Genomic DNA, 21,265 nt, shown 5'->3' on the forward strand with positions numbered 1-21,265 from the left:
CGAAATGTTGGTCGAGCCGGCGTGGCGTTATTTCTTGACACTGGAGGAGAGGCTGAAACCAATTGCCAGGCTTTCAGCCGGAGCTGCAGGGGATCTATATCCAGCAAGACGCCTGTGACACCCGGCGGCTACATTGTCATGTGGTTTGCCGCTGATGGCGCTGGTTTCTCTACCGTAATTGGCTGAGGCAATGGTGCGCGCGATTGCCGCAACTGCCGCAACGCTCGCGGCCTTGGCTACGGATCCCGTCTGCGTAGTGGGCCTTTGAGGTATTAAAGTGGCATGCCCGCGCGCGACACGCAATAGTCGGCAACTGTGCTTGCCTTGGCCGCAGATCACTCCTACGTATTGACCCTTATGGCGTTAAGATGGCGACATCAGCGCGCCGCGCGCCGATGCTATTCACCCGCCGATAGCTTTTCTGTAGATTATTCACTTTATACAGGTAGCGACGCGATTCCACTGAGGGATGCTGCGTGGACAACGTTTGATAAACCTCGTCAGGCTGCATGCTGTTGATTATCTGGAACGCCAGGTTCGGGTCGCGTGAGAAAACCCGTAGCACACTACTGGCGCCACCGTTATATGCGGTGATCACCGCATATCGCCGCGACGTTGGGTTGAGAATGCTGCCCAAGTAACTGTTTTGCAACATCGCCAGATAGGCAGTGCCGGTATCGATATTGTTTTTCGGATCGAATAGATAGCTGCGACTCGGCTGGCCACATTTGCCTTTCATTTTGAACACGTCGCGTCCCGCGCTGTGCTGCACCACCTGCATGAGTCCCAAGGCATCTGCGTGACTCACCGCATAAGGGTTGAAGCTTGATTCCGTCTGCATGATCGCCAAGATCAGTGACTGATCGACGCCATATTGATGCGAGGCTTTGCGCACCATGCCTGAGTATTTATGGGAACGCTTGTCCACATGGTTCGGCACCAGTTGAATAGTGATGGACCATATTTGCCGCAGGCCAGTGGTGCGGGTTTGCAAGCGGGTTTGCAGAAGATAATCGGCGAAATAGGCAGCGCGCCACTTCAAGCGAATCGGTTCGCCGTTATTATCCAGCACCTGCCCATAGAGGAAGGGCTCTTTGCTAACAGGAATATCGTCCGCATCCGAATAAAGATCGATATTGCCGGGATCGTTACCTATCAATAGGGTTCTGATAATCGCCTGCCGCAGATGCGCGCTCGGATTATTGCCAGCGATGGTTTCGACGGTAATGGTACCGGCATCAAAGTTGATATGGCTGCGGGTATCGTATTGATCAGTGTATTTGACGTAGTCTTTCGGCCCGGCAATCAGAACTTCATTCAGCCCCCAGAGATTTTCAATGTTATGAGCAAACTGGCCCATCAAAATATCGAAACCGTTTGTATCTTTTATGTGGGCTTTATTTTCGGCATTGTTTTTGCTACTGGAACAGGAGATTAATAACGGGGTAATGATCACTAACGGTAATATTTTCTTCATGTTACGGTCCGTGCCAGGGCTAGAAATTTCCATGGCATAGGCACATCGAAAGGCGTTATCAGCCCGGCGGGGTATACCCCTGGATATGCAAATCCTGCCCTTCAAACAGGAAATTAATCATCTCCTGCTCCAACACTTTACGATCAGCGACGTCCATCATGTTGAGTTTCTTTTCGTTAATCAGCATCGTTTGCTTGATTTGCCACTGCGACCAGGCTTCTTTAGAAATTGAGTCATAAATGCGCTTACCCAGTTCACCCGGATAAATTTGATAATCCGACCCTTCGGCTTCACACTTAAGAAAAGTACAGTAAATCGTTCTGCTCATCATTGCTCCTCTTTAGTTGGCAGCCGCAGGCAACAAGGTAGCCTGTCGAGGCCGGCGCAATTGCAATAGCAAGCGCTCGACCGGTGCCGCTAGTCCGACCGCCGGCGGCTGAGCTAAGTTATACCAGAGTCCGCCACCTTCATCCATACAGCGTTGAATCGTGCTAACCTTTTGCCACATCGGTACGATATCCAAATGGAAATGACTGAAGGTATGACGGAACGCCGTTAGTTGTTTACATTGGCCGTTAGGCAAACCGCGCTGAGACAGCCAGAGCGACAATGCCTGCGTATCAGCAAACTGCGGAAAACAAAACAGCCCGCCCCACAGGCCCACCGCCGGGCGCTGCTCAAGCCATACGCAATTGCCATCCTGTAGCAGCAGAAACCAGGTGGTTTTTTCCGGCAAAGTCTGCTTCGGTTTTTTACTGGGATAGCTGGTCCAGCTATGGGAGGCGTAGGCCTGGCAACTTCGGTGCAGCGGGCAGAGTTCGCATTTCGGCCGCGAGCGGGTGCACACCATCGCACCCAAATCCATCATGGCCTGATTGAATTGCGCCACGCCTCGCGCTGGCGTGACCTGTTCACTGTGCCGCCACAGCTGCTTCTCCACCTCTTTTCTCCCGGGCCAGCCGGCAACGGCACAGTAGCGGGCGAGAACCCGTTTCACGTTGCCATCAAGAATGGGATAGTGCCTGTCCAGCGCCAGCGATAATATGGCGCCCGCGGTGGAGCGGCCAATGCCGGGTAGGGCGCAGACGGCGTCAAAGTCTTCAGGAAATTCGCCGCCGTGGCGCTCGCTGATGAGCTGGGCCGCTTTATGCAAATTGCGCGCGCGGGCGTAATAGCCGAGGCCGGTCCACAAATGCAACACTTCATCCAGCGGCGACACAGCGAGTTGGCTGACGGTGGGGAATTTGGCCGTGAAGCGTTGAAAATAGGGGATGACAGTCATCACCTGCGTTTGTTGTAGCATGACTTCCGATAACCAGACTTTGTATGGCGTTTTTTCCAACTGCCAAGGCAGGGTTTTACGGCCGAACTGCTGGTACCAGTCAAGAACGCATTGCGCGAATGGTAGCACTTGCGTCATTGGGAAACCGTTACCTGTGGGCGAAGATCCGCGTCGTTGTTCTAATGCGTGATTGCAGCATAGTGCGCACAGATTGTAAACAGGAACTTTCCTCCGTTGCGCTAAACAGCGCTATTTTTGCATAATACGCATTTGTCAACCCTTTTACATTGTGGAATTTTATGAGCAACAATGTCCTCTCACCCGAATTCTATGAGCAGGGACGCGCGCTGCGACGGATCCGTAGTTTCGTCCGCCGACAGGGCAGGCTGACCAAGGGACAGCAGTATGCACTGGAGACGCTATGGCCGGCGATGGGAATTGATTATCAGGCGCAGTCGCTCGATCTTAAGGTGTTATTCGGCCGCGCGGCGCCGGTGACGCTGGAAATCGGTTTTGGCATGGGAGCGTCCTTGGTGATCATGGCGACGGCGCATCCCGAGCAAAATTTCATCGGTATTGAGGTCCACATGCCTGGCGTCGGCGCCTGCCTTGCCAGCGCGGAGGAAGCCGGCGTTAGTAATTTACGCCTGATATGTCATGATGCGGTGGAAGTGCTGGAGCAGATGATCCCGGAGGCGTCTTTGGCGCTGGTGCAGCTGTTTTTCCCTGATCCATGGCACAAAGCACGACACAATAAACGCCGTATTATACAGGCGCCGTTTGTCGAGCTAGTCGGGCGCAAACTCGCCGCCGGCGGGGTTTTTCATATGGCGACCGACTGGCAACCTTATGCCGAGCATATGCTGGTGGTCATGTCGGCTGCCGATACTTTCCGTAACCTTTCCTCCGCCGGAGACTATGTGCCGCGGCCGGCGAGCCGCCCGTTAACCAAGTTTGAACAGCGCGGTCAGCGGTTAGGTCACGGCGTTTGGGATTTAATGTTTGAGAAGAAGTCTGAGCAAACAAGCAGGAACGATTCTGGTTTTCTTCATGCAGGTCAATATCAGGGGAAGGTATGTTGTGCAAAGCAATGCCAATGCTTGGGTGATTGTTGAGACCGCCTGGCAGGCCTAGGCAGTTATCAATGCCCGGCAAACCCCAGGACGACTTCATCATTGCCTCGCAGGCGGTACAGATGATAAGCCAAAGCGGCACGTTGACCATCATTCCGGTTGGTGAGGTGCAGCAAACGATACGCTTGTGCCTCTTTAGACTTATCAAAGCGCTCTGCAGAGGGATTTACTCTGAATTGACGAGGGCGCCCGCGCCTATCCGGAAAGGACTACAGGCGCTGGATAAGATCATCGTGCAACAGCTCGGCTGCGACAGTAACGTGCGCATCGGCTCACCACGTTGGATGAGCAGCTGAAACGGCAGATGGACCGCATTATCAAACACACCACAGCGATGGGCTCACTTTCCATCATCGGATCACTAGTCAGGTCAAGCAGGACGCCGGCAATCGTGGGAAGGCATGGGCGGTGTGATTCATGACAGCCTTGATGAGTGAGCATATGCCAGGCGGTTAACGGCATAATCCATCGCAATCGGTGATGGAGTAGCCTGGGCGGCCTGCAGTGGGCGCTACAGGCCGAATGGAATAATCAAGAACAAGACAAGCAGTTCTGACGGCAAGTGTGTCAGCGGGTAACCTCCCTTGAGCACCAGCGCCAAACGCTGGTGGAGGCGCTGCCCTGATCTGAGACTGTGCAACAGTAAAGGGTGAGCCTTGCCGCAGCGCGGCTAACGCCCCAGGCGCCGCCGAGAGCTACAGGGCTTGGAACGGCCAGGAAGAGGAGCGGACGATTAGCCTTATCACGCGCCCTGGCGGCGATAGGTACTATGATAAGTATGATAAGGAACAGCGATTTACCGCAGCCTATTCCTGCACTAGCGTTGCGATCTTACAGAAATAGCTCGAGCAGGGAGTTGAGAAACAGCTTTCCTTTGTTCGTGACTTGCCAATGACTGTCGCTTTCGCTGATATACCCGCCGGCCAGCGCCTGATCCAGCGCGTGGCGCACCGTGGTTTCCGCCAGCCCGGTAAAAGAGGTGAATTCCACGCGCGGTGCTGCTTCTAACAGTCGGAAACGGTTCATAAAATATTCAAACGGCAAATCAGCTGGCGCAACCGGATAGCATTTTTCCAGATAATTGCCCTGCATATAACCGCGCGGATGGCGGGTTTTCACCGTGCGTAAAACCGTGCCGTCCGGCTGGGTCAGCTTGCCGTGGGCACCGCAGCCGATGCCAAGATAATCGCCAAAGCGCCAATAGTTGAGATTATGACGGCATTGAAAGCCAGGCTTGGCGTAGGCGGAGGTTTCATACTGGTGATAACCCGCCGCGGTGAGTAGCTTGTTGCCGTGCTGGTAGATATCCCAGAGCGCATCATCATCCGGCAGCGACGGCGGCCGCGAGCCAAATAACGTATTCGGCTCGATGGTCAATTGATACCAGGACAAATGCGGCGGAGCCAGAGCGATGGCCTGGACCAAATCATCAAGAGCGCCAGCAAGCGACTGGTCCGGCAGGCCATGCATCAAGTCAAGATTAAAACTGCACAGGTCGAGCGAGGCCGCCAACCGCGCTGCGCGCCGGGCCTCCTCCGCGCCATGGATGCGGCCGAGACGGACGAGCTTCTCCGGCTCGAAGCTCTGTACTCCAATGGAAATGCGATGGATACCTGCCTGCTGATAAGCCGCGAAACGATCCGCCTCAACGGTACTCGGATTGGCTTCCATGGTAATTTCGGCGTCCTGGGCCAGCGGTAGCCGCTGGCGCACGCCGTCAAGCAGCGACCGCATGGCGCTAGACGAAAGCAGGCTGGGGGTGCCGCCGCCGATGAACAGGGTATTGACGCCGCGGCCTGACGTTAGCGATAGGTCATGACTCAAATCCGCCAGCAGGTGATCGACATAGTCTTGGTGCGGCACTTCACATTTCAGTGCATGGGAATTGAAATCGCAATAAGGGCATTTTTGCACACACCAGGGAATATGCAGATACAGGCTGAGCGGCGGTAAATTAGGCATGGCGCAGGGCTCCAGCAAGCAGGCCAGCGCCTGACCGCGGTGGGAAAGCGCCTGCTTTCTTCCGCGTTAAGGTTGGCAGCGATGTGGCCTTGCTCAGTCAACAGTAAAACAGGATCGTAGCCAAAACCGCCGGCGCCGGACGGCTGGCGATAATCTCGCCGGACCAACTGCCGTGGCACACCAGCAGTGTTGGGACGTCCGGTATAACGTAGAGAAACCAGGACACAGTGAAAACTGGGCGCCACGCTGACTGTTCGGCACCAAGGCCATCTCCGGCATAATTGGCTGAATAGATGCCAGCGCGCCGGCGAGCGCATCCACCACCAAGCCTGAATCGTTGGTGATGACCGGTAGACCGGTGACCAAAACCGCTCCGGCGGGCCTTGATAAACGCATTTTCAATAAACGTCAAGCTGGTTTCCTCCACCGACGTCACGTCCAACGCGCTCTACGCCACTATCCGCCACCGCAGCGTCCAATAGACGTGCAATGGGCTCGGGAATTTGCCGGGGCTGGTCGATCCGAATCTGTTTATGGCGCCCCAGCTCCCCCCTTTCAGGATGACGCGACTTTTCGCCACGCCAAATTCTTTCTCCAGAAAACGAATCAAAATGGCTGTTTGCCTGACCGTCCACAGGCGGTGCTGTGATGGCGACCTTGTTTCATCGTCGTTGATCGCCAGCGATAGGTTGTGGCTGGCCCTGAGTTGGATATAGAGCCGCAGCACCAGCGTATCACCCTCGCGCCAAACGCCGATCATAGGCGTTACCACATTCCCGGGAACAGACTCATACCAAGATAACTCAGGGCATAAAGGATGAGGATCACCACCATTGCCGAAAAATCGATGCTGCCCATAGCCGGCAGAATGCGGCGAATCGGATACATTAGCGGTTCAGTTAATTGATAAAGCACCACATCCATCGGGCTGCGCCCTTGGCTGACCCAGCTGAGCAAGGAACGAATAATTACTACCCAGAACACCAGTTCGCCGGCTACTTTCAGTAGCGTCAGCAGGCCGGCCAGTAAAAAAATGGGTTCAAGGATCAGAACGTGCACTTCGATGAGCATCAGCAGTGGAATTTTGATCACCGCCAGAATTAACGCCAGCAACAACGAAGCACTGTCCAGCGGACCGAGGGTGGGAATAACTCGGCGCAGTGGCCCAATCAGTGGCTGGGTGATTTTGACAATCAGTTGTGAAAACGGATTATAGAAATCGCATCGCGTCCACTGCATCCAAATGCGTAACAACATCACCATAATATAAAGATCGATTAGCGTTTTAAACAAAACTGTCGGCATAAGAGCTAAATGTCCTTAATCAGATTAACAAGCGCCGCGTCGGCGACAAACCATCAGAATAATTTTTTCATCTCTTCGACACGTGCGACCGCCGCCTGCATCGCGCTTGCGACAGAGCGGGGCAGCTCCTGCTGCTCAAAACTTGAAGAGCCAAGTTTGCAGCACCGGGTACGGGCATGCAGGGCGCATTGGGCATTAAACGCACAATGGCAATATCTTCGCCTAGCAGCGCATAAAGCGCTTCACGGTAACACCTGCGGTAATGGAAAGCACCACTTTGCCGAAAAAATCTATCTCTTGGCGCAGCGATTCGCAGACCTGGGTGATAAGCTGCAGCTTCATCCTGCCAGAACCACTACATCAGCCTCGTGCGTGCCGCGCAGATTATCGCCACTGCTTTGTACGCCGTAACGCTCGACCAACGCGTCGTGATGCGTGGTGGAAGGAGCGAAAACCTAATAAAATGAGCGTGAAGCTGTTATCCACCAGACTGGTGGTGATGGCCTGTGCCATATTATCGGCGCTGATAAAGGTGATTTTACACTGTTGCATACAGTTCCTCGTTAAGCTGTTTAGGAGATGCATAACTCTAGTCTCTGGCGCCGAAAATCGCGGTGCCGATACGCACCAGCGTACTGCCGGCGGCGATAGCTGCAGGCATATCGTCCGTCATGCCCAGCGATAGCGTGTCGACGACGGGATGGACACGTTGTAAGGCCTCATACAAGTCGGACATGTACTTAAATACCGCCAATTGCCGCTGGAAGTCGCTCTCCGGCGCCGGGATCGCCATCAAACCGCGCAACCGCAAACGTGGGTGCTCCACGATAAGCGTCGCAAGGGACAGCATGTCCTCAGGTGCAATACCGGCTTTCGTCTGTTCGTCACTGATGTTGATTTGGATTAATACATTGAGCGGCGCACGTTGCGCCGGCCGCTGATTGTTTAGTCGCCTGACCAGCTGCGGGCGATCCAGGGTATGGCACCAATCGAAATTTTCCGCTACTAGACGACTTTTATTGGATTGTAGCGGACCGATGAAGTGCCAAATCAGCCCCGCGCTCCCAAATCGCTCCCCAAGCCAGCCTATTTTTTCCACGCCTTCTTGCACATAATTTTCCCCAAAGGCCCGCTGACCAGCTGCGATGGCGGTTTCGATCACCCTCACGGGTTTGGTTTTACTGACGGCGAGCAAGGTTATCTGCCGGGGATCGCGGCCACAATCCTGCGCAGCCGTGCGGATTTGCTGATGAACGCGCTGTAGATTCTGCTCGATAGTACTCATGGTTTTTGGAGGTTGTATAGAATTGAATAAACCGGTTGGCCATAGTGTAAAACATAGTGCCTCTGATCTGTACTTTTGTGTCCCGGTCAGCTGCCGATAATGTGCGTGGATGACCTACTGCGGCCGCTTGGAGACACCAGCTTTTCAGAGAGCGGCATCGCCGGCAAGCGCCCGGCGCTATCGCTATCTTGACACACGCCAGCAAGACCTGATGGCGTGTGCCCGGTCAGGGGAGGCGGTCCTGACACTAGCCGGAGGAACGGCGGGTGCGAGCCCACCTTTTTCAGCAGGGCAGCCTATCCCTAAGCCTGCATCTTACCCCTTCCCGGTCGCCGTGTATCGCGGAACGGGGCTGTCGGCGGCGTGAGGCTGCTGGCACGGTCACGGGGCTGATGCTGGTGACCGGGCAGTCGGACGGCGGGATCGAGTTCTCTGGCGGCGGTTGTCAATGAGCCAAACGACAGCCAGGCACTAACATCATTACACTTGAGAGTCCCATCGAGCATCTACATACCTCAAGACATTGTCTTATCCATTAGCGGGAAATAGGGCGCTACTGCAACTGGTTTCGCGCGTGCCCGCCCTACGCGAGGATCCCGACGTTATCTTGCTTGGCAAGCTGCGCAATGCTCGCCAGCAACCTGCTGGGGTGATGGCGCAGCAATTGGTCAAACGCCAATGGCGAATAGGACTCTTTAAACTGCTGACCATGACGCCCACGGGGCGTTATCTCATCCGCGAAAGGAAAATCCATCTGCTGCCGGGACTACAGATGGGCTGTCAGCGTTCGAGAAGCCAGCATTCGCCCGCTGCGTCCTGAAATGCGACATTACAGCGTCCGTACAGCTTTTCTTGCGCTTTCGCTGGCAATGACAATGTCCTGGCGGACATGATGCAACACGCCCCGGCGCCGTGACGCTTGACACTGGGCACTGGGCACTGGGCACTGGGCGGCGATTTATTGCTATGTGAAGATCACCTTGGCTACGGATTGTTTTGCTTCTTTGTCATGCAATCTCGTGTGCTGCTGTTCCCCGGCGCTGACCAGCGCCGAAAGAGCGAGCGGCGGAGGAGAGATAACTAGATAAAAATCAAGCAAATGCTTATAGCCGCGGCGTGTTTGGCGACGCCGTTCGCCGGCGTTGTTTGCCATTCAACCACTGTAAAATCGATTTAAGCAAAGGTCGGTAGTCATGAATTATCCGACAGCGCGGGTTTAATTGCCCTGACATTGGTAGCAAAGCCATTCCGGCAATGACACAGGACGGCTGGCAAATGGTCTCAGTGACCGAGCAGAGCGGATCTATCAGGTTGGCTATAACACTGCTAAAAAAGATGGCATGATCCGAGGGCGTTACGCCCAGCAAGATCCCTAATTGCGCTGCCTTGCAGTTCGACGCCGCCGGCGATCTCATTTTGCAGACAGGAGCTTGTCCATGGGTAGTTCTATTGCACTGGGGATCTTCTGGCATTTCATCGTCGCCCACCAGTGCCACCTGTTTTATGCCTGGTTCAAAAGTTCGTTATCGGGGCTGGTAAACCATGTGGTCCCTTAGCGGTTTCTTCGCCTATCCTGGGTCGTCAGTTGGATGCCACTATCGGACTTCTGTGCCTACTACCGCAGTTTTCCCTGAGGTACGTTGTTGCCGGTTTTCCTGCTTGTGGCGATGTGGAGCATCGGCAATATTTTAACTACGGTTTGACGATGCGCTACCTTGGGATGTCGATGGGAATCGATATTGTCATTGGCATTACGCTTATTGTCGGCACATTACTAATACTTCTCATCCAGGGGAAATGCGGCATCCTGCTCAACACCACCGACGGATGGATTACCTTGGTCTGGGTGCTAGTGGCGGTCATCGGCGTGGGTATTGTCAGCTATGCCGGCCCGTTAAAAACTGGCACAGAGGAGCCGGACGAAAGAATGCACCTTAAAAGGACTATTTCTCGATCGTTTGCGGCTTCTTTTTAGCGGGCATGTCGCTTGTTGGACGTGGCGGTACCGATGCATGAAGCGGCGAAAACGCCGGAATTAGTCTACTTTATGCGCTGCCCAGCCATGTGGTGATTATGGGAGATGGCGCTATTGTCAACCCGGGCTACTTGCTTTACCTGGCTCGTTACGCGCCGGGAATATCCATGAAGGCCGATCTCTCGGTTGGGAAATCGCTGCTGATAGCCAATGCATTGTTCTCAATTCTCGCCGGCGTCATGCAGTATCTGCAATTCTTTTTCTATTCCCAGGGCTATGCCAATCCATCCTAGTACGCGTTCGTTAGCTGAATGCTGCATATGAACAGCTATCCGCCGTGCGATGGCATCGTCGGACTAGTGCTGAAAGAGTAACTGGGCGTTGGCAAAACACCCGTAAGCTGGTTATGTTCGGCGCACTGGTGATTTCTTGGTCGCCAAGATCGTAGGCTTGGAGATGGCCTCCTGAGCTCCGCGTGGTAAACGGCGGTCGAGTGACAGTTATAGAATTAACCGGTTGGATGCGTTACAGGCCTCGAGTGCCGCCGGCGCAAGCGCCATAGGTGCGGCCTAGCGGCGTGATAAACCGTTAATCTGGGCTGAGGACTTCCGAAAGCGCTGGCGATATTGGTTCGGCGACAGCACGTAAGCCTGGTTTGGTTGAGGTTGAACGCTACTGAAAGTAGTTGTTATTATCGAAGCAGCACAGCGATGCGACATCGCCTATTCTATCGCCTGCTAACTGTGGCGCAACAGGTCTATCGCTTTGCACAGACGTAACTGACGCAAATAATGATGTATACTCATACAGGTATAGTTTTACATCACCAACAACGTGCGGGTGTTAAGGTCATACTGGCGGCAAAACATCCAGCCTGAAAGGCGCTCTGATATTTCTGATATTGACGCGCAACACTATCAGCAGCAGATTCAACTGTTCGGCGTCGAAAAATGAGCTGTCCGGGGCATGATGGAAACGTTTAGTTCTCAGAGCCAACTGCAAAACAGAGTGTCACACAGCAGCAGCGATAGCGCATCGGCTTTCATGTACCCCTGTGTCAGCATATCGACGCTCTGGCGAAAGAAAGATGGTCATACCTGGCGTGCTTAACGAATACTGTCACGTCTCCGTCCCCGAAGCATGGCCTGGGAAGCGGATCTTGCCAGTTTACGTTGAGGGTAAGCAGTTTGCGCCGGTACGGAACGTTGTCCAGTTCTAAATCGTTGACCGCTTCATAACTGTGGCGGTCACGGGCGTTGATATAGAAAGGTTGATATAGAAAGATCGCCACAGGTGATGGGATAGGGCGCTTCATTAAGAATACGCAGACCATTGCTGCGCCAGACAAAGACGATTTCGTCAAACCCATGATTATGCCGTGGAAAAGCGGGCTACGGTCGATGATCGGCAACGGTGACCGCGTTTTGTCGGTCAAGAAATAGTCGGAAACCTGCGGTTTAAGGCTATTAAGGCTATTTATGTCATCATCCCTATGTCGTCATCCCCTAAAAAACGGAGTGATATTCTGCAAAAGACGAAACACGTTGGGGCGCGGTACAGCACGTTGAACATACCCATCCGACTCTACGCTTTCAAACAGGTGGTGGTCATCGGATCGGACAAAACAAACGGCACTGCTACACAGCGTGTGGGGTTGATCGTTGAAAACATGTATGCCCGATCCGTTTCCAGCGCCATCTCCTAGAAATCGTGATAATGCTCGAGAAAATCCCACTGCGGCAGGCGAGGTTCGATGGCAACCGTAGCGTTTGGGGAAACAAAAATCATCACCGTACATGCCGCGATAATGCGGTGCGTCTTTAATCCAAACCATCGAACACCGCATTGCGGTTTTTCAAATTTTGCGGCCCCGTGATGGATTTTGCGGCGAAGATCACAGGCGGCCGGAGGGACGAGATAACAAACGGAGGCGATATTGCTTTTGTGATCGAATTCACATTCATTTTGACGATTTTGCCAACCGCCACCGGAAGGTATATTCCTGCTTACATTGCCACCAAAATGGGCGCCATCAGAGGCCTAGTAATGCTGGCGACCTGGAGATAGCGCTGTGCAGCGGTAAGATTGCTGGAAGTTCAACGCTTCGCTAACGGCTTTGTTAAGCAGCAGGGGCGGATTGTTGGGACTTGGACCGCCTCGAGAAGGAAATCCTTATTTCGGTTAGTTGGATCGCAACGACACAATGCTAGACAGCATTGGTTTGATACTTGGGGTGTCGATTATGTGTTACTTTATGGGGTGCGCGTCGTCTTGGTCGGCGGAATCCAATTTCCGCCGTTTAACACTCTCTATCAGAAGAGCCTGACGTTGCCAAGTACCACGCAACCGCTTAATCTGTCGACAAACGCTTGGGATAAGCCCTATTGGACTATCTGGGCCCCGCCATTAGCTCGGTACCCATCACCCGTCTGGCATACGTCCGGTTATGCATTAGCTCGTCAGGACAACGTGTGGCTGTTATCGCCGCGGCTACTATCGCCGCGGCTACTTGTGACACCGCCAGCGCGGTGGTCGCCTCGTCCCTGTAAAATATTATGGACCTGTGGTTATTGAACCGCATCACCCAGGAGCTGGGGATTGCAAGTCTGCCGGCTCTGCTGGAGGAGGCCGCCGCGTTGCTGCCCTCGCCCGTTTGATCAATCTTAACGATGAGCGCTTTATCAATCCCATCTCGATGGTAGACGCCATCCGCGAGGCCTGCTGCTGAATGGCATATCGTCGGCGGTGACAGCCAAAACCGCTGGGTTAACTAGTTCATGGCGCTTCGTCAAATGCAGTTTTCCGCTGGCGCACTACCTGCCCGGCCCGATACCAGATTTGCCCATCACTGGCAACATTGTCAGATGCCTTGCTATCCGTAAGAGGAAACCCTGTTATGAGCTCATCCCTTGAACAACAAGCCTAGCAACCGGCAAGTGATGTCAACGTGAAGCAGGCGGCTGGCGCCGCTGGATGCGCTGCCCGTTTCGATGCATGTCTGGCAAGGCGACGATGTTGCCGGTTTTGAGAACCCACCGGTACATTGACCTGGGATTCAGGTCACCGATAATTATCTCGGTAAAGCCACCAAATGCTCAGCAACCGCGCGCCGATCTGGAGCAAGCGTTTAGCCTGATCCAGGGACCGAAGCAGCTCGGTCTGCACGTCATTTATCTGGAGGCGGGGCACCGGTAGAGCACAACGTCATCTCGAGCCGGCACATTTCGCCCGCTGGATCTTACCTGCCTCCCATCTGTTGAGCACTGATGGCTTCACCCTTTTCCATGCCGATGACAAGATTCGTCAATTTTAGATTAGGCACTGCCAGGCTAGCCGTCGTATTTCCGTCTATTTTGGCCGTGAATTGGGAACGACATCGTGAATATCTAGATACCAGGCGGGATGAAAGATCTCACAAGTGAAGTGATCGGCTGGCGTCGCGCGAGCGACTGCTGGCAGCGCTGGATACGGTTAAAACTGGATCCGCGCCGTCACCACTCGGTGGAAAGGCCCACTCTACCAGCTGCGGTACCGCGCTGCGCTTAGCCGCCTGTCACTTCCATTCACCAAGGTTATCTCCGATAAAATCTCCAGCGGGCCAGCCTGTTTGTCCCGTGTTTTCTCATGTGGTTCTGCTGGACGATGAAACACAGGCTATCGCCAGAGAGATCGTGTAGCAATAGCTGTTCAGTTCAACCGGGCCCGCATCTGCCTGGACTTTTTGGATACCCCCATTAACTGTACGCCGCCTGAGTTATCGGCACCCGTAATATGAAAAAGCGATGCTGGCGTAGGCGTGTGAATGTGAACAAACCGTGTTAAGTCAACACTAAGGATACTTTGTTATCAATCATTTACTTTCTTTCTGGTTCATTCAATGGCATAGTCAAGGCGATTAGCGATATGTAGCTCAAAGGCTGGGACGAACGCAAAGGTGGTAACATAAGCTTGCGCATGGCGCAAGAAGATGTCGCCCCACGCAAGAGAGTTAACCCGCGGCTGCACAGCGAAATATTGTCGGCGCCGGCCGGCAGTTATTTTCTTGTCAGAGGACGACACCGGTTACCATATCCTGCGGGGCTTATCGCCAGTGGACTGCCAACTTCTGAGCTGGCCACACACCTGTAGTCCCATACCGTGCGTAAACAGGTGACTGGAGGCAGCGATCTGGCCATCATCCACCAATCTCCTTGCCTTACGCTATGTGCTGGAGCTGGACCTGCCCGCTCTATTCGCGAGCTGTGGGAAGATGGTACAAAATGTTTAGTGGTGTTTCCCAGACGAAGTAGGCATCATTCCCTGGATGGTCTCTCCGGGACCGACGGTTTGGCGCCGCTACTTCGGAAAACGCACGCGCATTCGCTGGATGCTCTGGCCTTTTCATGGTATTTTCGTCAGCGGTCCTTCGTTGAATGATGCTTTCGTTCTGCTCGATACCGCGGAAAAATCCGCCGAGGTGATGATAAAGGTCTGCTCGATGGGGCGGGCAAAAGCAGATCATCAATCGCCTTGAACTCGTCGGGTTCGGCGAGTGTTTCGGCATGACACCGATGACGGCGGCGCTGGACGTTGAGTCGCATTAAACGGAGTAATGTGATGATAAGAAAGCCTTTGTTATGCGTGTCAATACAGAAGCGCATCAGGAGTATGAACGCCGGCACAATCCGATATGGCCTGAGCTGTCGCAGGCTTTAAAGTAGCACGGGCGCCCAATCACTACGGTATTTTTCTTTATTAATAGCGTCATCTACTGTTCGCCTATGTAAAGATTGAATTCGAAGTGCGTTGGGATGCGGTGATGGAGATGGAAGTGTGCCGGCGTGGTAGCGCCATATGCCGACGCCATGCCCGCCAACGTCGATAACAGCCCGATAAGTGCAGCCCTGCGGCAGGTGTGGACTAGCATAAGTAGGCATATGGCAGTGGCAAGGGAGACGCGCCGTTGCTCTGCATTATGATATCGCCACTGTTGCGAGCCAGGAGACTTTCCTGAGGGCTGTAGAGGTGCCGCGAGCGGCGTATAGGTTATCTCTGTCGGTGATGACGCTGCAGGTGACTGACGATGGTGCCGCAGCGTTATTCGGGAAATTGCTTGAGCCAGCTTTCCAAAATGATGGCCGCTGATCCTGCGTCCACATTGCTTTTCTCCAGCGCGCGATAGCCGCCGCGCGCAAACAAACTCGCGCGGACATCGACGGTGCTGAGGCGTTCATCGTGCAGCACCACTTGCACGCCAAATCGGCCGTGCAGCCGGTTGGCGAACTTGCGCGCCAGGGCAGTCAGCGGCTGTTCGCTGCCGTCCATGTTCAGCGGTAACCCCACCACTACCGTATCCGGCCGCCACTCGTTGAGCAATTTTTCGATCTGCTGCCAATCAGGCACGCCGTCACGGACCTTTAACGCCGTCAGCGGTCGGGCAGTACAGGTAACGCGTTGACCAATGGCTACGCCGATGCTGCGCGTACCGAAATCGAAAGCCATGATGCTGCTAGCGTCGAGCATTAGGTATAACCCGCTTAGTTGGCGATATTATGAATAATCGATGCCGAGGGTTTTTGCCGCTTCACGACGGCGAGCGGTGACGAGGGTATGGAACAGAATTTCGCTGTCGGCACAGGAGTTTTCCAGCAGCTCGCGCTCTAGCTAGCACTACTCCCAGACGGAGTAGTCGAGCGTCTCCAGCACACCCTTTGAGGTGGTTATTATCGTTTGCGACGAAATGCCGATACTGGATCCGAAACCCTCTGGCGGCGTATACAGGATAAGCCGCGGTTACCCGCCAACGTGCCGCCGGAAAACACCGATTCGTTCAGCCGGATGGCCGGATCGCGGTTGGTGGGCACGATTTTAAGCTTGTGGAGCACGTTTTCGACGATGAATTGCTCAACGAGCTTGTTGATGACGATACCCATGGCGCCGTCACTGTTATGCTCACAAACGTAGACCACAGAACACTCGCTTGAACAGTGGATTTTGCAACGATGGCATGGCGATGAAAATAGTGCTGTAAGTTCATGCTTTAAATAGATAATATCAGTAAGTTTAACAGCGTCCGGTACACTGGCAAAATAGTGATAAGTCACTGGCCGCAAGCGAAATCAGATTGCGGCCACGTCACATGCATCAGCGTTGTTGCGCCGCCAGGCGTTTTTCTATTGCGTCCATCAACATACCGGTGATAGAAATAGGGAAGGCTGTTTCGATATCCCGTATGCAGGTGGGGCTGGTGACGTTAATCTCCGTCAGGCGGTCGCCAATGATATCCAGACCGACGAAAATCAGCCCTTTCTTCTTCAGCACTGGCGCCACGTCGCGGGCGATTTTCCAGTCGCTGTCGCTGAGCGGGCGGGCTTCTCCGCGGCCGCCGGCGGCCAGATTGCCGCGGGTTTCGCCGCTTTTGGGAATACGCGCCAGGCAATAGGGAATCGGTTCGCCATCTACCACCAGCACCCGCTTATCGCCGTCTTTGATGGCCGGCAGATAATTTTGTGCTATACAGAAATGGCGGTCGTATCCGGTCAAGGTCTCAATAATGACCGTCAGATTGGGATCATCTTGCTTGACATGAAAAATCGATGTGCCGCCCATGCCGTCCAGCGGTTTCAGGATGACGTCGCCGTGCTCCTGCAAGAAGGCGCGAATGTGGTCGTCGCGGCGACTTACCAGTGTGTCCGGCGTGTGGAGCGCGAACCAGGCGGTGAACAATTTTTCGTTACAGTCCCGCAGGCTCTGCGGTTTATTGACGATAAGCGCCCCCTCATCTTCCGCGCGTTCCAGAATGTAGGTGGCATAGATAAATTCGGTATCGAATGGCGGATCCTTGCGCATCAGGATCACATCCAGTTCGCCCAGATTGATATCTTGTTCGCCGTTAAAGCTGTACCAGGTATCATAATCCTGTTTTACCGATAGCAGGCGGGTGGTGGCCCGCGCCTCGCCGCCGCGCAGATACAGAGAGCTCATTTCCATATAGTGAATTTCATAGCCGCGGCGCTGCGCTTCCAGCAGCATGGCGAAGCTACTGTCTTTTTTAATATTGATGGAGGAAATCGGATCCATCACGATACCAAGCTTAGTCATTGTCTTCTCCCTTACCCCAAATCGCCGAAACGCACTTGCAGAGCGGTGAGTGCGATGCTCTCAGTACGTAACATGTGTAGCGCCTAGCAGAATATCGCTAAATCCATAATTAGCGGTCAACGCAACTCCCTCCGCAGACAGGCCGTCCTTTGGCCCGATCAACAGGCGAACACTGTCCGCTGTCAACAGCAGCGTATTAATGCGCTGCTCTGCACAGCACGCCTCAAACGTTATCGTGGAGCGACTCCGTCAGGCGATTGTGGCTGCACTGTTCACAGGCGCAGATGACGATTTTGCGCCACTACTGCAACTTCTTTTCCAGCCGCTCGCCCTCCAGCTTGACGTCACAGCATGCCGAAAACAATGGCGGGATTACATTTGCCCTAATTCAATGGATTTCTGGATAGTGAATTCCATTTTCACCGCGAAACATCACCTATCCAAAGTGCAAATGCCGCGGCGATTCGCGATTTCCGTGTGTACTGACAGCACTTTGGCCTCGACGGTTTTGTCCGCTCGACTTAAACGAGCGCCAACAACCTGATTACTGACATCAAATAGCTCAAACGGCGCATTGATGGTTATGCTCAACACCCAGTCTAAATGATGCGCCGTGTCTTCGCTAACGTCAAGGACGTCGCCGACGGCCATCGGTGCCGGAGATATATGCGAAGTATTCGCATAAAGCGTGGTTATAATTCTGGCTGTCTAGCTGCTCGGGCGGAATTAACCCTGCCGGCGTAACGGCTGGGCACTTCAGTGTAGAGCAGTACTTTCATTGGCTGCAGGCTGGCGTCGATACGCTTGCATTCCTACCCAGTCCCACCGCAAATAACTGCGTTTGCGCCCGGGAAAGACGAAGCTGGTAACGATCGCGTATGTAGAAGCAAGTCCGGGTGATGGCGCCGCGCACGCGGGCCGTCGGCGCCCCGTCTGCTTGCTCTTTGAAATCCAGCTGCATTTCACAGCGGCCGTACTGGCCCCCGCCGCCGCGCCATTGACTGTATTGATAGTTGCCGCGATTGCTGTTCACTTCGCCGATCGCGGGTTGCAGATTATGCAGGTCTGTTTCGATTTGCCGATAAACCGCTATCTTTGGCGCAGTTTTCCGTTTTGCTGGCATTAGTACGCTGATGGTCACACTCTCAAACCGGTATCACATGTTCCTATTCGATGCGGTTGGCGCGCATCTCGCTTTTACGCACCTGATAGCCGCAGGACGCCGGATCCGGGATGCCCTTTTGCCCCGCCAGAGGATGGCACAACCGCAATAAAAAGGAGCCGGGTGCGTCGCGATTGATTTTCACCGCCGCCGCTTTCGCCTGGTTGAAATTGGTAATCTGCTGCACTTTTGCCGCGGTGGAAAGAGAAAAGAACAAGAGGACAGCGGCTAGTAGGCTAGAAGTTTTATGCGGCATCATCAGAGTGTTCAATTTAGAAAGGCGCAGGTTGCCTAATTGCGCAGAGACAAATTGAACGCGCGGTGCGTCGAATGACGGAAATGATGGAAAGCAGGCGAGGAGTTCTTAACGTCTCTCTCGGGCTGTAATAGGTCGCCACAGCGTCTACAGCGGCATTGGGTCTCATAACCGTCAGGTCAAATTCGTGCGGCCGACGGCAGGGTTTGCAGCACATGACTCTTTATCCAGCGCCACTCTCATCCGTAGGGCGACACCCGGCAAAACTGGCAAAACACCAGCAGGTTCGCCAGTTCGTGCGGAATTACTTCATCAATGAGGGTTGGCTGATTTTCCAGCAGCGATTGCGGATTCAGGTATATTTCCAACCAGGCGGTCCCGGCAGATGTGCTGCGCTGTTGGTAGGTGAGGGTGGGTTAAAATACAGCCAAAATACGCCTCGACCTGTGCGAGCTTGGTCTGCAGGTACTGCATGACACCCCATTGCAGAGCTGTTGGAACACACAACGGTTTCATACTCGTCAACCTAACTGACGGTGAAACAGAATGCAACCGCGTCAGCGCGGCGGGAGAGTACTGCTCAACCATGCACAGGCCAACACTTCACTATCGCTGGGTATTTTATTTAATCCGAGCGCTAGAGCGCGACCTCCGCTGTTCGTGGCGTCTCTGTCGTTAAGGGAGGTGCTTTGGATAAATTCGCGCCCATGGCGCACCTTGAATAAGCATGGAAATAAAAACACCGCCAACACAGGCTATCGAGCAGGCTGCTAAGGTGAGCCTTTGGACCTCCCTCGAAGAAAAACGCCGCCGTCCAGCAGGACGGCGGCGTAGGTCTACGCAAAAGAGGAGCGGTTAGTCCCGCGCACCAATCTCGCGCAGCGGCTTGCCGATCATTAGATTGCGTTCGATATGCTCGAGAGAAACGTTTTTAGTTTCCGGAACCAGCATAATCGTCAATATGATAAAGATGACGTTCAACGCACCGTACACCCAGAAGGTGTTGGCGTTGCCCAGCGTTTCCAGCATGGTAAGGAAGGTCGCGCCGACGATCATATTGGAAATCCAGTTGGTAGCGGTGGAAACGGTGATACCGAAGTCGCGCCCTTTCAGGGGCTGAATTTCAGAACACAATACCCAAATCAGTGGGCCGGCGCTCATCGCGAAACCGACGATAAACAGCATCAGCATGATGATGGCGAAGTATTTTTGGAATTCGGTGTTGATCCCCAAGTGCAATAGCGTACCCAGCACGCCCATGCCAGCCGCCATGACCAGGAAACCCAGTTTCAGGGTCGGTCTACGACCCCAGCGATCCACCAGACCGATAGCGATAAACGTCGCCAGCACGTTGATCAATCCGACAATCACTGTTCCCCACATCTGATCGACAGTGCTGGTAAAACCGGCAATCCTGAAGATTTTCGGCGCGTAGTACATAATCACGTTCATACCGGTGAATTGCTGCATCACCTGTAACAGGACGCCGAGGAAGACCGCGCGGCGGAAATTACTGTTGTCTTTGAACAGCGCCCAGCCGCTTTGTTTGATTTTCAAGCTTTCGCGGATTTCTTCTAGTTCTTTGCGTGCCTGTTCGCTGGAGCTGCGCAGCATATCCAGCACTTTTTGTGCTTCATGATAACGCTCTCTGGTCGCCAGCCAGCGCGGGCTGCCCGGCAGAAATAGTACGCCGATGAATAGCAATACCGACGGGATGGTTATGATGCCCAGCATCCAGCGCCAGGAGCCGCTATAGCTGAAAGCAGTATCAGAGAGATAGGCTGCAAGGATCCCGATGGTGATCATCAACTGATACATGGAAATCATCGAACCGCGGATCTTTTCCGGCGCGATTTCCGACAGGTAAAGTGGGGCGGTATAAGAGGCAATCCCGACCGCCAGCCCCAGCAGAATACGGGCGATGATCAGCGATTCTACAGTGGGGGATAGCGCCGACCACAGAGAACTGATGATGAACAACACGGCGCCGGCAAGCAGGCTAAATTTTCGTCCCAATTTGGCTGACATCCAGCCAGCGGCAAGCGCGCCCACCGCGGCGCCAAACATCATGGAGCTAACCACCCATTCCTGTTGCCGATTATCGATGTGCAGATCAGTGGACAGGAAAGGTAGCGCGCCGGCGATGACGCCAATATCCAACCCAAACAGCAGGCCGACCAACGCCGCCATAAAACAAACGAAAAAAGTAAAACGAGCATGGAATCTGCCAGATTTAGGTGTGGCAGTACTCATAATGCCTCCATGATGTGCTACGTGAATTAATAGTTACTAATATTATGTAAATGTATGCCGACAAAGTGTGAGGTCGATCACAAGTATATGATCTG

General features: G+C 53.9%; 16 protein-coding genes and 9 pseudogenes. 8 read left to right on the plus strand and 17 right to left on the minus strand.

Features of this window, described 5'->3' with window-relative positions:
* Window positions 1-355: 355 nt before the first annotated feature.
* The 3 genes from mltC to mutY are packed head-to-tail and all read right to left on the minus strand — an operon-like array spanning window position 356 to window position 2,897.
* Complete coding sequence (gene mltC, locus GPOALKHO_RS09250) at window positions 356-1,477, minus strand: membrane-bound lytic murein transglycosylase MltC (RefSeq protein ID WP_406702253.1); 1,122 nt, start codon at window positions 1,475-1,477, stop codon at window positions 356-358.
* Between the two features lie 58 nt (window positions 1,478-1,535).
* Window positions 1,536-1,805 (minus strand): oxidative damage protection protein, encoded by a 270-nt coding sequence (locus GPOALKHO_RS09255; RefSeq protein WP_406703479.1) that lies wholly within the window; start codon window positions 1,803-1,805, stop codon window positions 1,536-1,538.
* Window positions 1,806-1,817: 12 nt separating this feature from the next.
* Window positions 1,818-2,897: an A/G-specific adenine glycosylase gene (mutY, locus tag GPOALKHO_RS09260; protein ID WP_406702255.1), complete on the minus strand. Its 1,080-nt coding sequence runs from the start codon at window positions 2,895-2,897 to the stop codon at window positions 1,818-1,820.
* A gap of 161 nt (window positions 2,898-3,058) precedes the next feature.
* Here mutY and trmB point away from each other — a divergent pair.
* Both trmB and GPOALKHO_RS09270 read left to right on the plus strand, forming a co-directional pair.
* Window positions 3,059-3,772 (plus strand): annotated as a pseudogene (gene trmB / locus GPOALKHO_RS09265) (tRNA (guanosine(46)-N7)-methyltransferase TrmB); the annotation flags it as partial.
* A 131-nt stretch (window positions 3,773-3,903) separates the two neighbouring features.
* Window positions 3,904-4,188, plus strand: a complete 285-nt coding sequence (locus tag GPOALKHO_RS09270; protein ID WP_406702256.1) for a hypothetical protein — start codon at window positions 3,904-3,906, stop codon at window positions 4,186-4,188.
* 535 nt (window positions 4,189-4,723) lie between these two features.
* Here the strand turns inward: GPOALKHO_RS09270 and hemW are convergent.
* The 5 genes and pseudogenes from hemW to GPOALKHO_RS09295 all read right to left on the minus strand — a co-directional run bounded on the left by hemW (window position 4,724) and on the right by GPOALKHO_RS09295 (window position 8,444).
* Window positions 4,724-5,854 (minus strand): radical SAM family heme chaperone HemW, encoded by a 1,131-nt coding sequence (gene hemW / locus GPOALKHO_RS09275; RefSeq protein ID WP_406702258.1) that lies wholly within the window; start codon window positions 5,852-5,854, stop codon window positions 4,724-4,726.
* Between the two features lie 473 nt (window positions 5,855-6,327).
* A pseudogene (locus tag GPOALKHO_RS09280) lies at window positions 6,328-6,614 on the minus strand (DUF167 family protein); the annotation flags it as partial.
* Window positions 6,615-6,619: 5 nt separating this feature from the next.
* Complete coding sequence (locus tag GPOALKHO_RS09285; protein WP_406702259.1) at window positions 6,620-7,159, minus strand: YggT family protein; 540 nt, start codon at window positions 7,157-7,159, stop codon at window positions 6,620-6,622.
* A 384-nt stretch (window positions 7,160-7,543) separates the two neighbouring features.
* Window positions 7,544-7,711: a hypothetical protein gene (locus GPOALKHO_RS09290; RefSeq protein WP_406702261.1), complete on the minus strand. Its 168-nt coding sequence runs from the start codon at window positions 7,709-7,711 to the stop codon at window positions 7,544-7,546.
* 37 nt (window positions 7,712-7,748) lie between these two features.
* Window positions 7,749-8,444, minus strand: coding sequence for a YggS family pyridoxal phosphate-dependent enzyme (locus GPOALKHO_RS09295; protein WP_406702262.1), 696 nt, complete (start codon window positions 8,442-8,444; stop codon window positions 7,749-7,751).
* Window positions 8,445-8,967: 523 nt separating this feature from the next.
* On the opposite strand from GPOALKHO_RS09295, the gene GPOALKHO_RS09300 reads away from it, so the two are divergent.
* The gene (locus GPOALKHO_RS09300) at window positions 8,968-9,264 is read left to right on the plus strand and encodes a hypothetical protein (protein WP_406702264.1); all 297 of its coding nucleotides are present in this window, start codon (window positions 8,968-8,970) and stop codon (window positions 9,262-9,264) included.
* 144 nt (window positions 9,265-9,408) lie between these two features.
* On the opposite strand, the gene GPOALKHO_RS09305 is transcribed toward GPOALKHO_RS09300, so the two are convergent.
* A complete protein-coding gene (locus GPOALKHO_RS09305) occupies window positions 9,409-9,597 on the minus strand; it encodes a hypothetical protein (RefSeq protein WP_406702266.1) in 189 nt (62 codons plus the stop codon).
* A 432-nt stretch (window positions 9,598-10,029) separates the two neighbouring features.
* On the opposite strand from GPOALKHO_RS09305, the gene GPOALKHO_RS09310 reads away from it, so the two are divergent.
* Both GPOALKHO_RS09310 and GPOALKHO_RS09315 read left to right on the plus strand, forming a co-directional pair.
* Window positions 10,030-10,419 carry an L-rhamnose/proton symporter RhaT gene (locus GPOALKHO_RS09310; RefSeq protein WP_406702268.1) on the plus strand — a complete coding sequence of 130 codons (390 nt, stop codon included), beginning with the start codon at window positions 10,030-10,032 and terminating at the stop codon, window positions 10,417-10,419.
* Between the two features lie 98 nt (window positions 10,420-10,517).
* A complete protein-coding gene (locus GPOALKHO_RS09315; RefSeq protein WP_406703481.1) occupies window positions 10,518-10,712 on the plus strand; it encodes an L-rhamnose/proton symporter RhaT in 195 nt (64 codons plus the stop codon).
* A 276-nt stretch (window positions 10,713-10,988) separates the two neighbouring features.
* Here the strand turns inward: GPOALKHO_RS09315 and GPOALKHO_RS09320 are convergent.
* Window positions 10,989-11,899: pseudogene (locus GPOALKHO_RS09320) on the minus strand (AraC family transcriptional regulator).
* A gap of 1,480 nt (window positions 11,900-13,379) precedes the next feature.
* Here GPOALKHO_RS09320 and GPOALKHO_RS09325 point away from each other — a divergent pair.
* The 3 pseudogenes from GPOALKHO_RS09325 to GPOALKHO_RS09335 all read left to right on the plus strand — a co-directional run.
* Window positions 13,380-13,883, plus strand: a pseudogene (locus GPOALKHO_RS09325) (L-rhamnose isomerase); the annotation flags it as partial.
* 381 nt (window positions 13,884-14,264) lie between these two features.
* Window positions 14,265-15,002: pseudogene (locus GPOALKHO_RS09330) on the plus strand (class II aldolase/adducin family protein).
* A 33-nt stretch (window positions 15,003-15,035) separates the two neighbouring features.
* Window positions 15,036-15,377 (plus strand): annotated as a pseudogene (locus GPOALKHO_RS09335) (L-rhamnose mutarotase).
* Between the two features lie 118 nt (window positions 15,378-15,495).
* Here the strand turns inward: GPOALKHO_RS09335 and ruvX are convergent.
* The 7 genes and pseudogenes from ruvX to GPOALKHO_RS09370 all read right to left on the minus strand — a co-directional run bounded on the left by ruvX (window position 15,496) and on the right by GPOALKHO_RS09370 (window position 21,170).
* A complete protein-coding gene (ruvX, locus tag GPOALKHO_RS09340) occupies window positions 15,496-15,921 on the minus strand; it encodes a Holliday junction resolvase RuvX (protein ID WP_406702270.1) in 426 nt (141 codons plus the stop codon).
* A gap of 14 nt (window positions 15,922-15,935) precedes the next feature.
* Window positions 15,936-16,435: pseudogene (locus tag GPOALKHO_RS09345) on the minus strand (YqgE/AlgH family protein).
* A gap of 107 nt (window positions 16,436-16,542) precedes the next feature.
* Window positions 16,543-17,499, minus strand: a complete 957-nt coding sequence (gshB, locus tag GPOALKHO_RS09350; protein WP_406702271.1) for a glutathione synthase — start codon at window positions 17,497-17,499, stop codon at window positions 16,543-16,545.
* Window positions 17,500-17,510: 11 nt separating this feature from the next.
* A pseudogene (locus GPOALKHO_RS09355) lies at window positions 17,511-18,182 on the minus strand (RsmE family RNA methyltransferase).
* 146 nt (window positions 18,183-18,328) lie between these two features.
* Window positions 18,329-18,917 (minus strand): annotated as a pseudogene (locus GPOALKHO_RS09360) (endonuclease); the annotation flags it as partial.
* Window positions 18,918-19,156: 239 nt separating this feature from the next.
* Entirely contained in the window at window positions 19,157-19,285 is a 129-nt protein-coding gene (locus tag GPOALKHO_RS09365) for a hypothetical protein (RefSeq protein WP_406702272.1), read from the minus strand.
* A gap of 487 nt (window positions 19,286-19,772) precedes the next feature.
* A complete protein-coding gene (locus GPOALKHO_RS09370; RefSeq protein ID WP_406702273.1) occupies window positions 19,773-21,170 on the minus strand; it encodes a sugar porter family MFS transporter in 1,398 nt (465 codons plus the stop codon).
* Window positions 21,171-21,265: the final 95 nt, after the last annotated feature.

The sequence above is a fragment of the Sodalis sp. (in: enterobacteria) genome, assembly GCF_036327475.1.
Lineage (GTDB): Bacteria > Pseudomonadota > Gammaproteobacteria > Enterobacterales > Enterobacteriaceae.

Bases quoted from the DNA above. Each gene is read 5' to 3' on its own strand.
- mltC (WP_406702253.1), bottom strand. From the start codon at position 1,477: ATGAAGAAAATATTACCGTTAGTGATCATTACCCCGTTATTAATCTCC.
- GPOALKHO_RS09255 (WP_406703479.1), bottom strand. From the start codon at position 1,805: ATGAGCAGAACGATTTACTGTACTTTTCTTAAGTGTGAAGCCGAAGGG.
- mutY (WP_406702255.1), bottom strand. From the start codon at position 2,897: ATGACGCAAGTGCTACCATTCGCGCAATGCGTTCTTGACTGGTACCAG.
- GPOALKHO_RS09270 (WP_406702256.1), top strand. From the start codon at position 3,904: ATGCCCGGCAAACCCCAGGACGACTTCATCATTGCCTCGCAGGCGGTA.
- hemW (WP_406702258.1), bottom strand. From the start codon at position 5,854: ATGCCTAATTTACCGCCGCTCAGCCTGTATCTGCATATTCCCTGGTGT.
- GPOALKHO_RS09285 (WP_406702259.1), bottom strand. From the start codon at position 7,159: ATGCCGACAGTTTTGTTTAAAACGCTAATCGATCTTTATATTATGGTG.
- GPOALKHO_RS09290 (WP_406702261.1), bottom strand. From the start codon at position 7,711: ATGCAACAGTGTAAAATCACCTTTATCAGCGCCGATAATATGGCACAG.
- GPOALKHO_RS09295 (WP_406702262.1), bottom strand. From the start codon at position 8,444: ATGAGTACTATCGAGCAGAATCTACAGCGCGTTCATCAGCAAATCCGC.
- GPOALKHO_RS09305 (WP_406702266.1), bottom strand. From the start codon at position 9,597: ATGGCAAACAACGCCGGCGAACGGCGTCGCCAAACACGCCGCGGCTAT.
- GPOALKHO_RS09315 (WP_406703481.1), top strand. From the start codon at position 10,518: ATGGGAGATGGCGCTATTGTCAACCCGGGCTACTTGCTTTACCTGGCT.
- ruvX (WP_406702270.1), bottom strand. From the start codon at position 15,921: ATGCTCGACGCTAGCAGCATCATGGCTTTCGATTTCGGTACGCGCAGC.
- gshB (WP_406702271.1), bottom strand. From the start codon at position 17,499: ATGACTAAGCTTGGTATCGTGATGGATCCGATTTCCTCCATCAATATT.
- GPOALKHO_RS09370 (WP_406702273.1), bottom strand. From the start codon at position 21,170: ATGAGTACTGCCACACCTAAATCTGGCAGATTCCATGCTCGTTTTACT.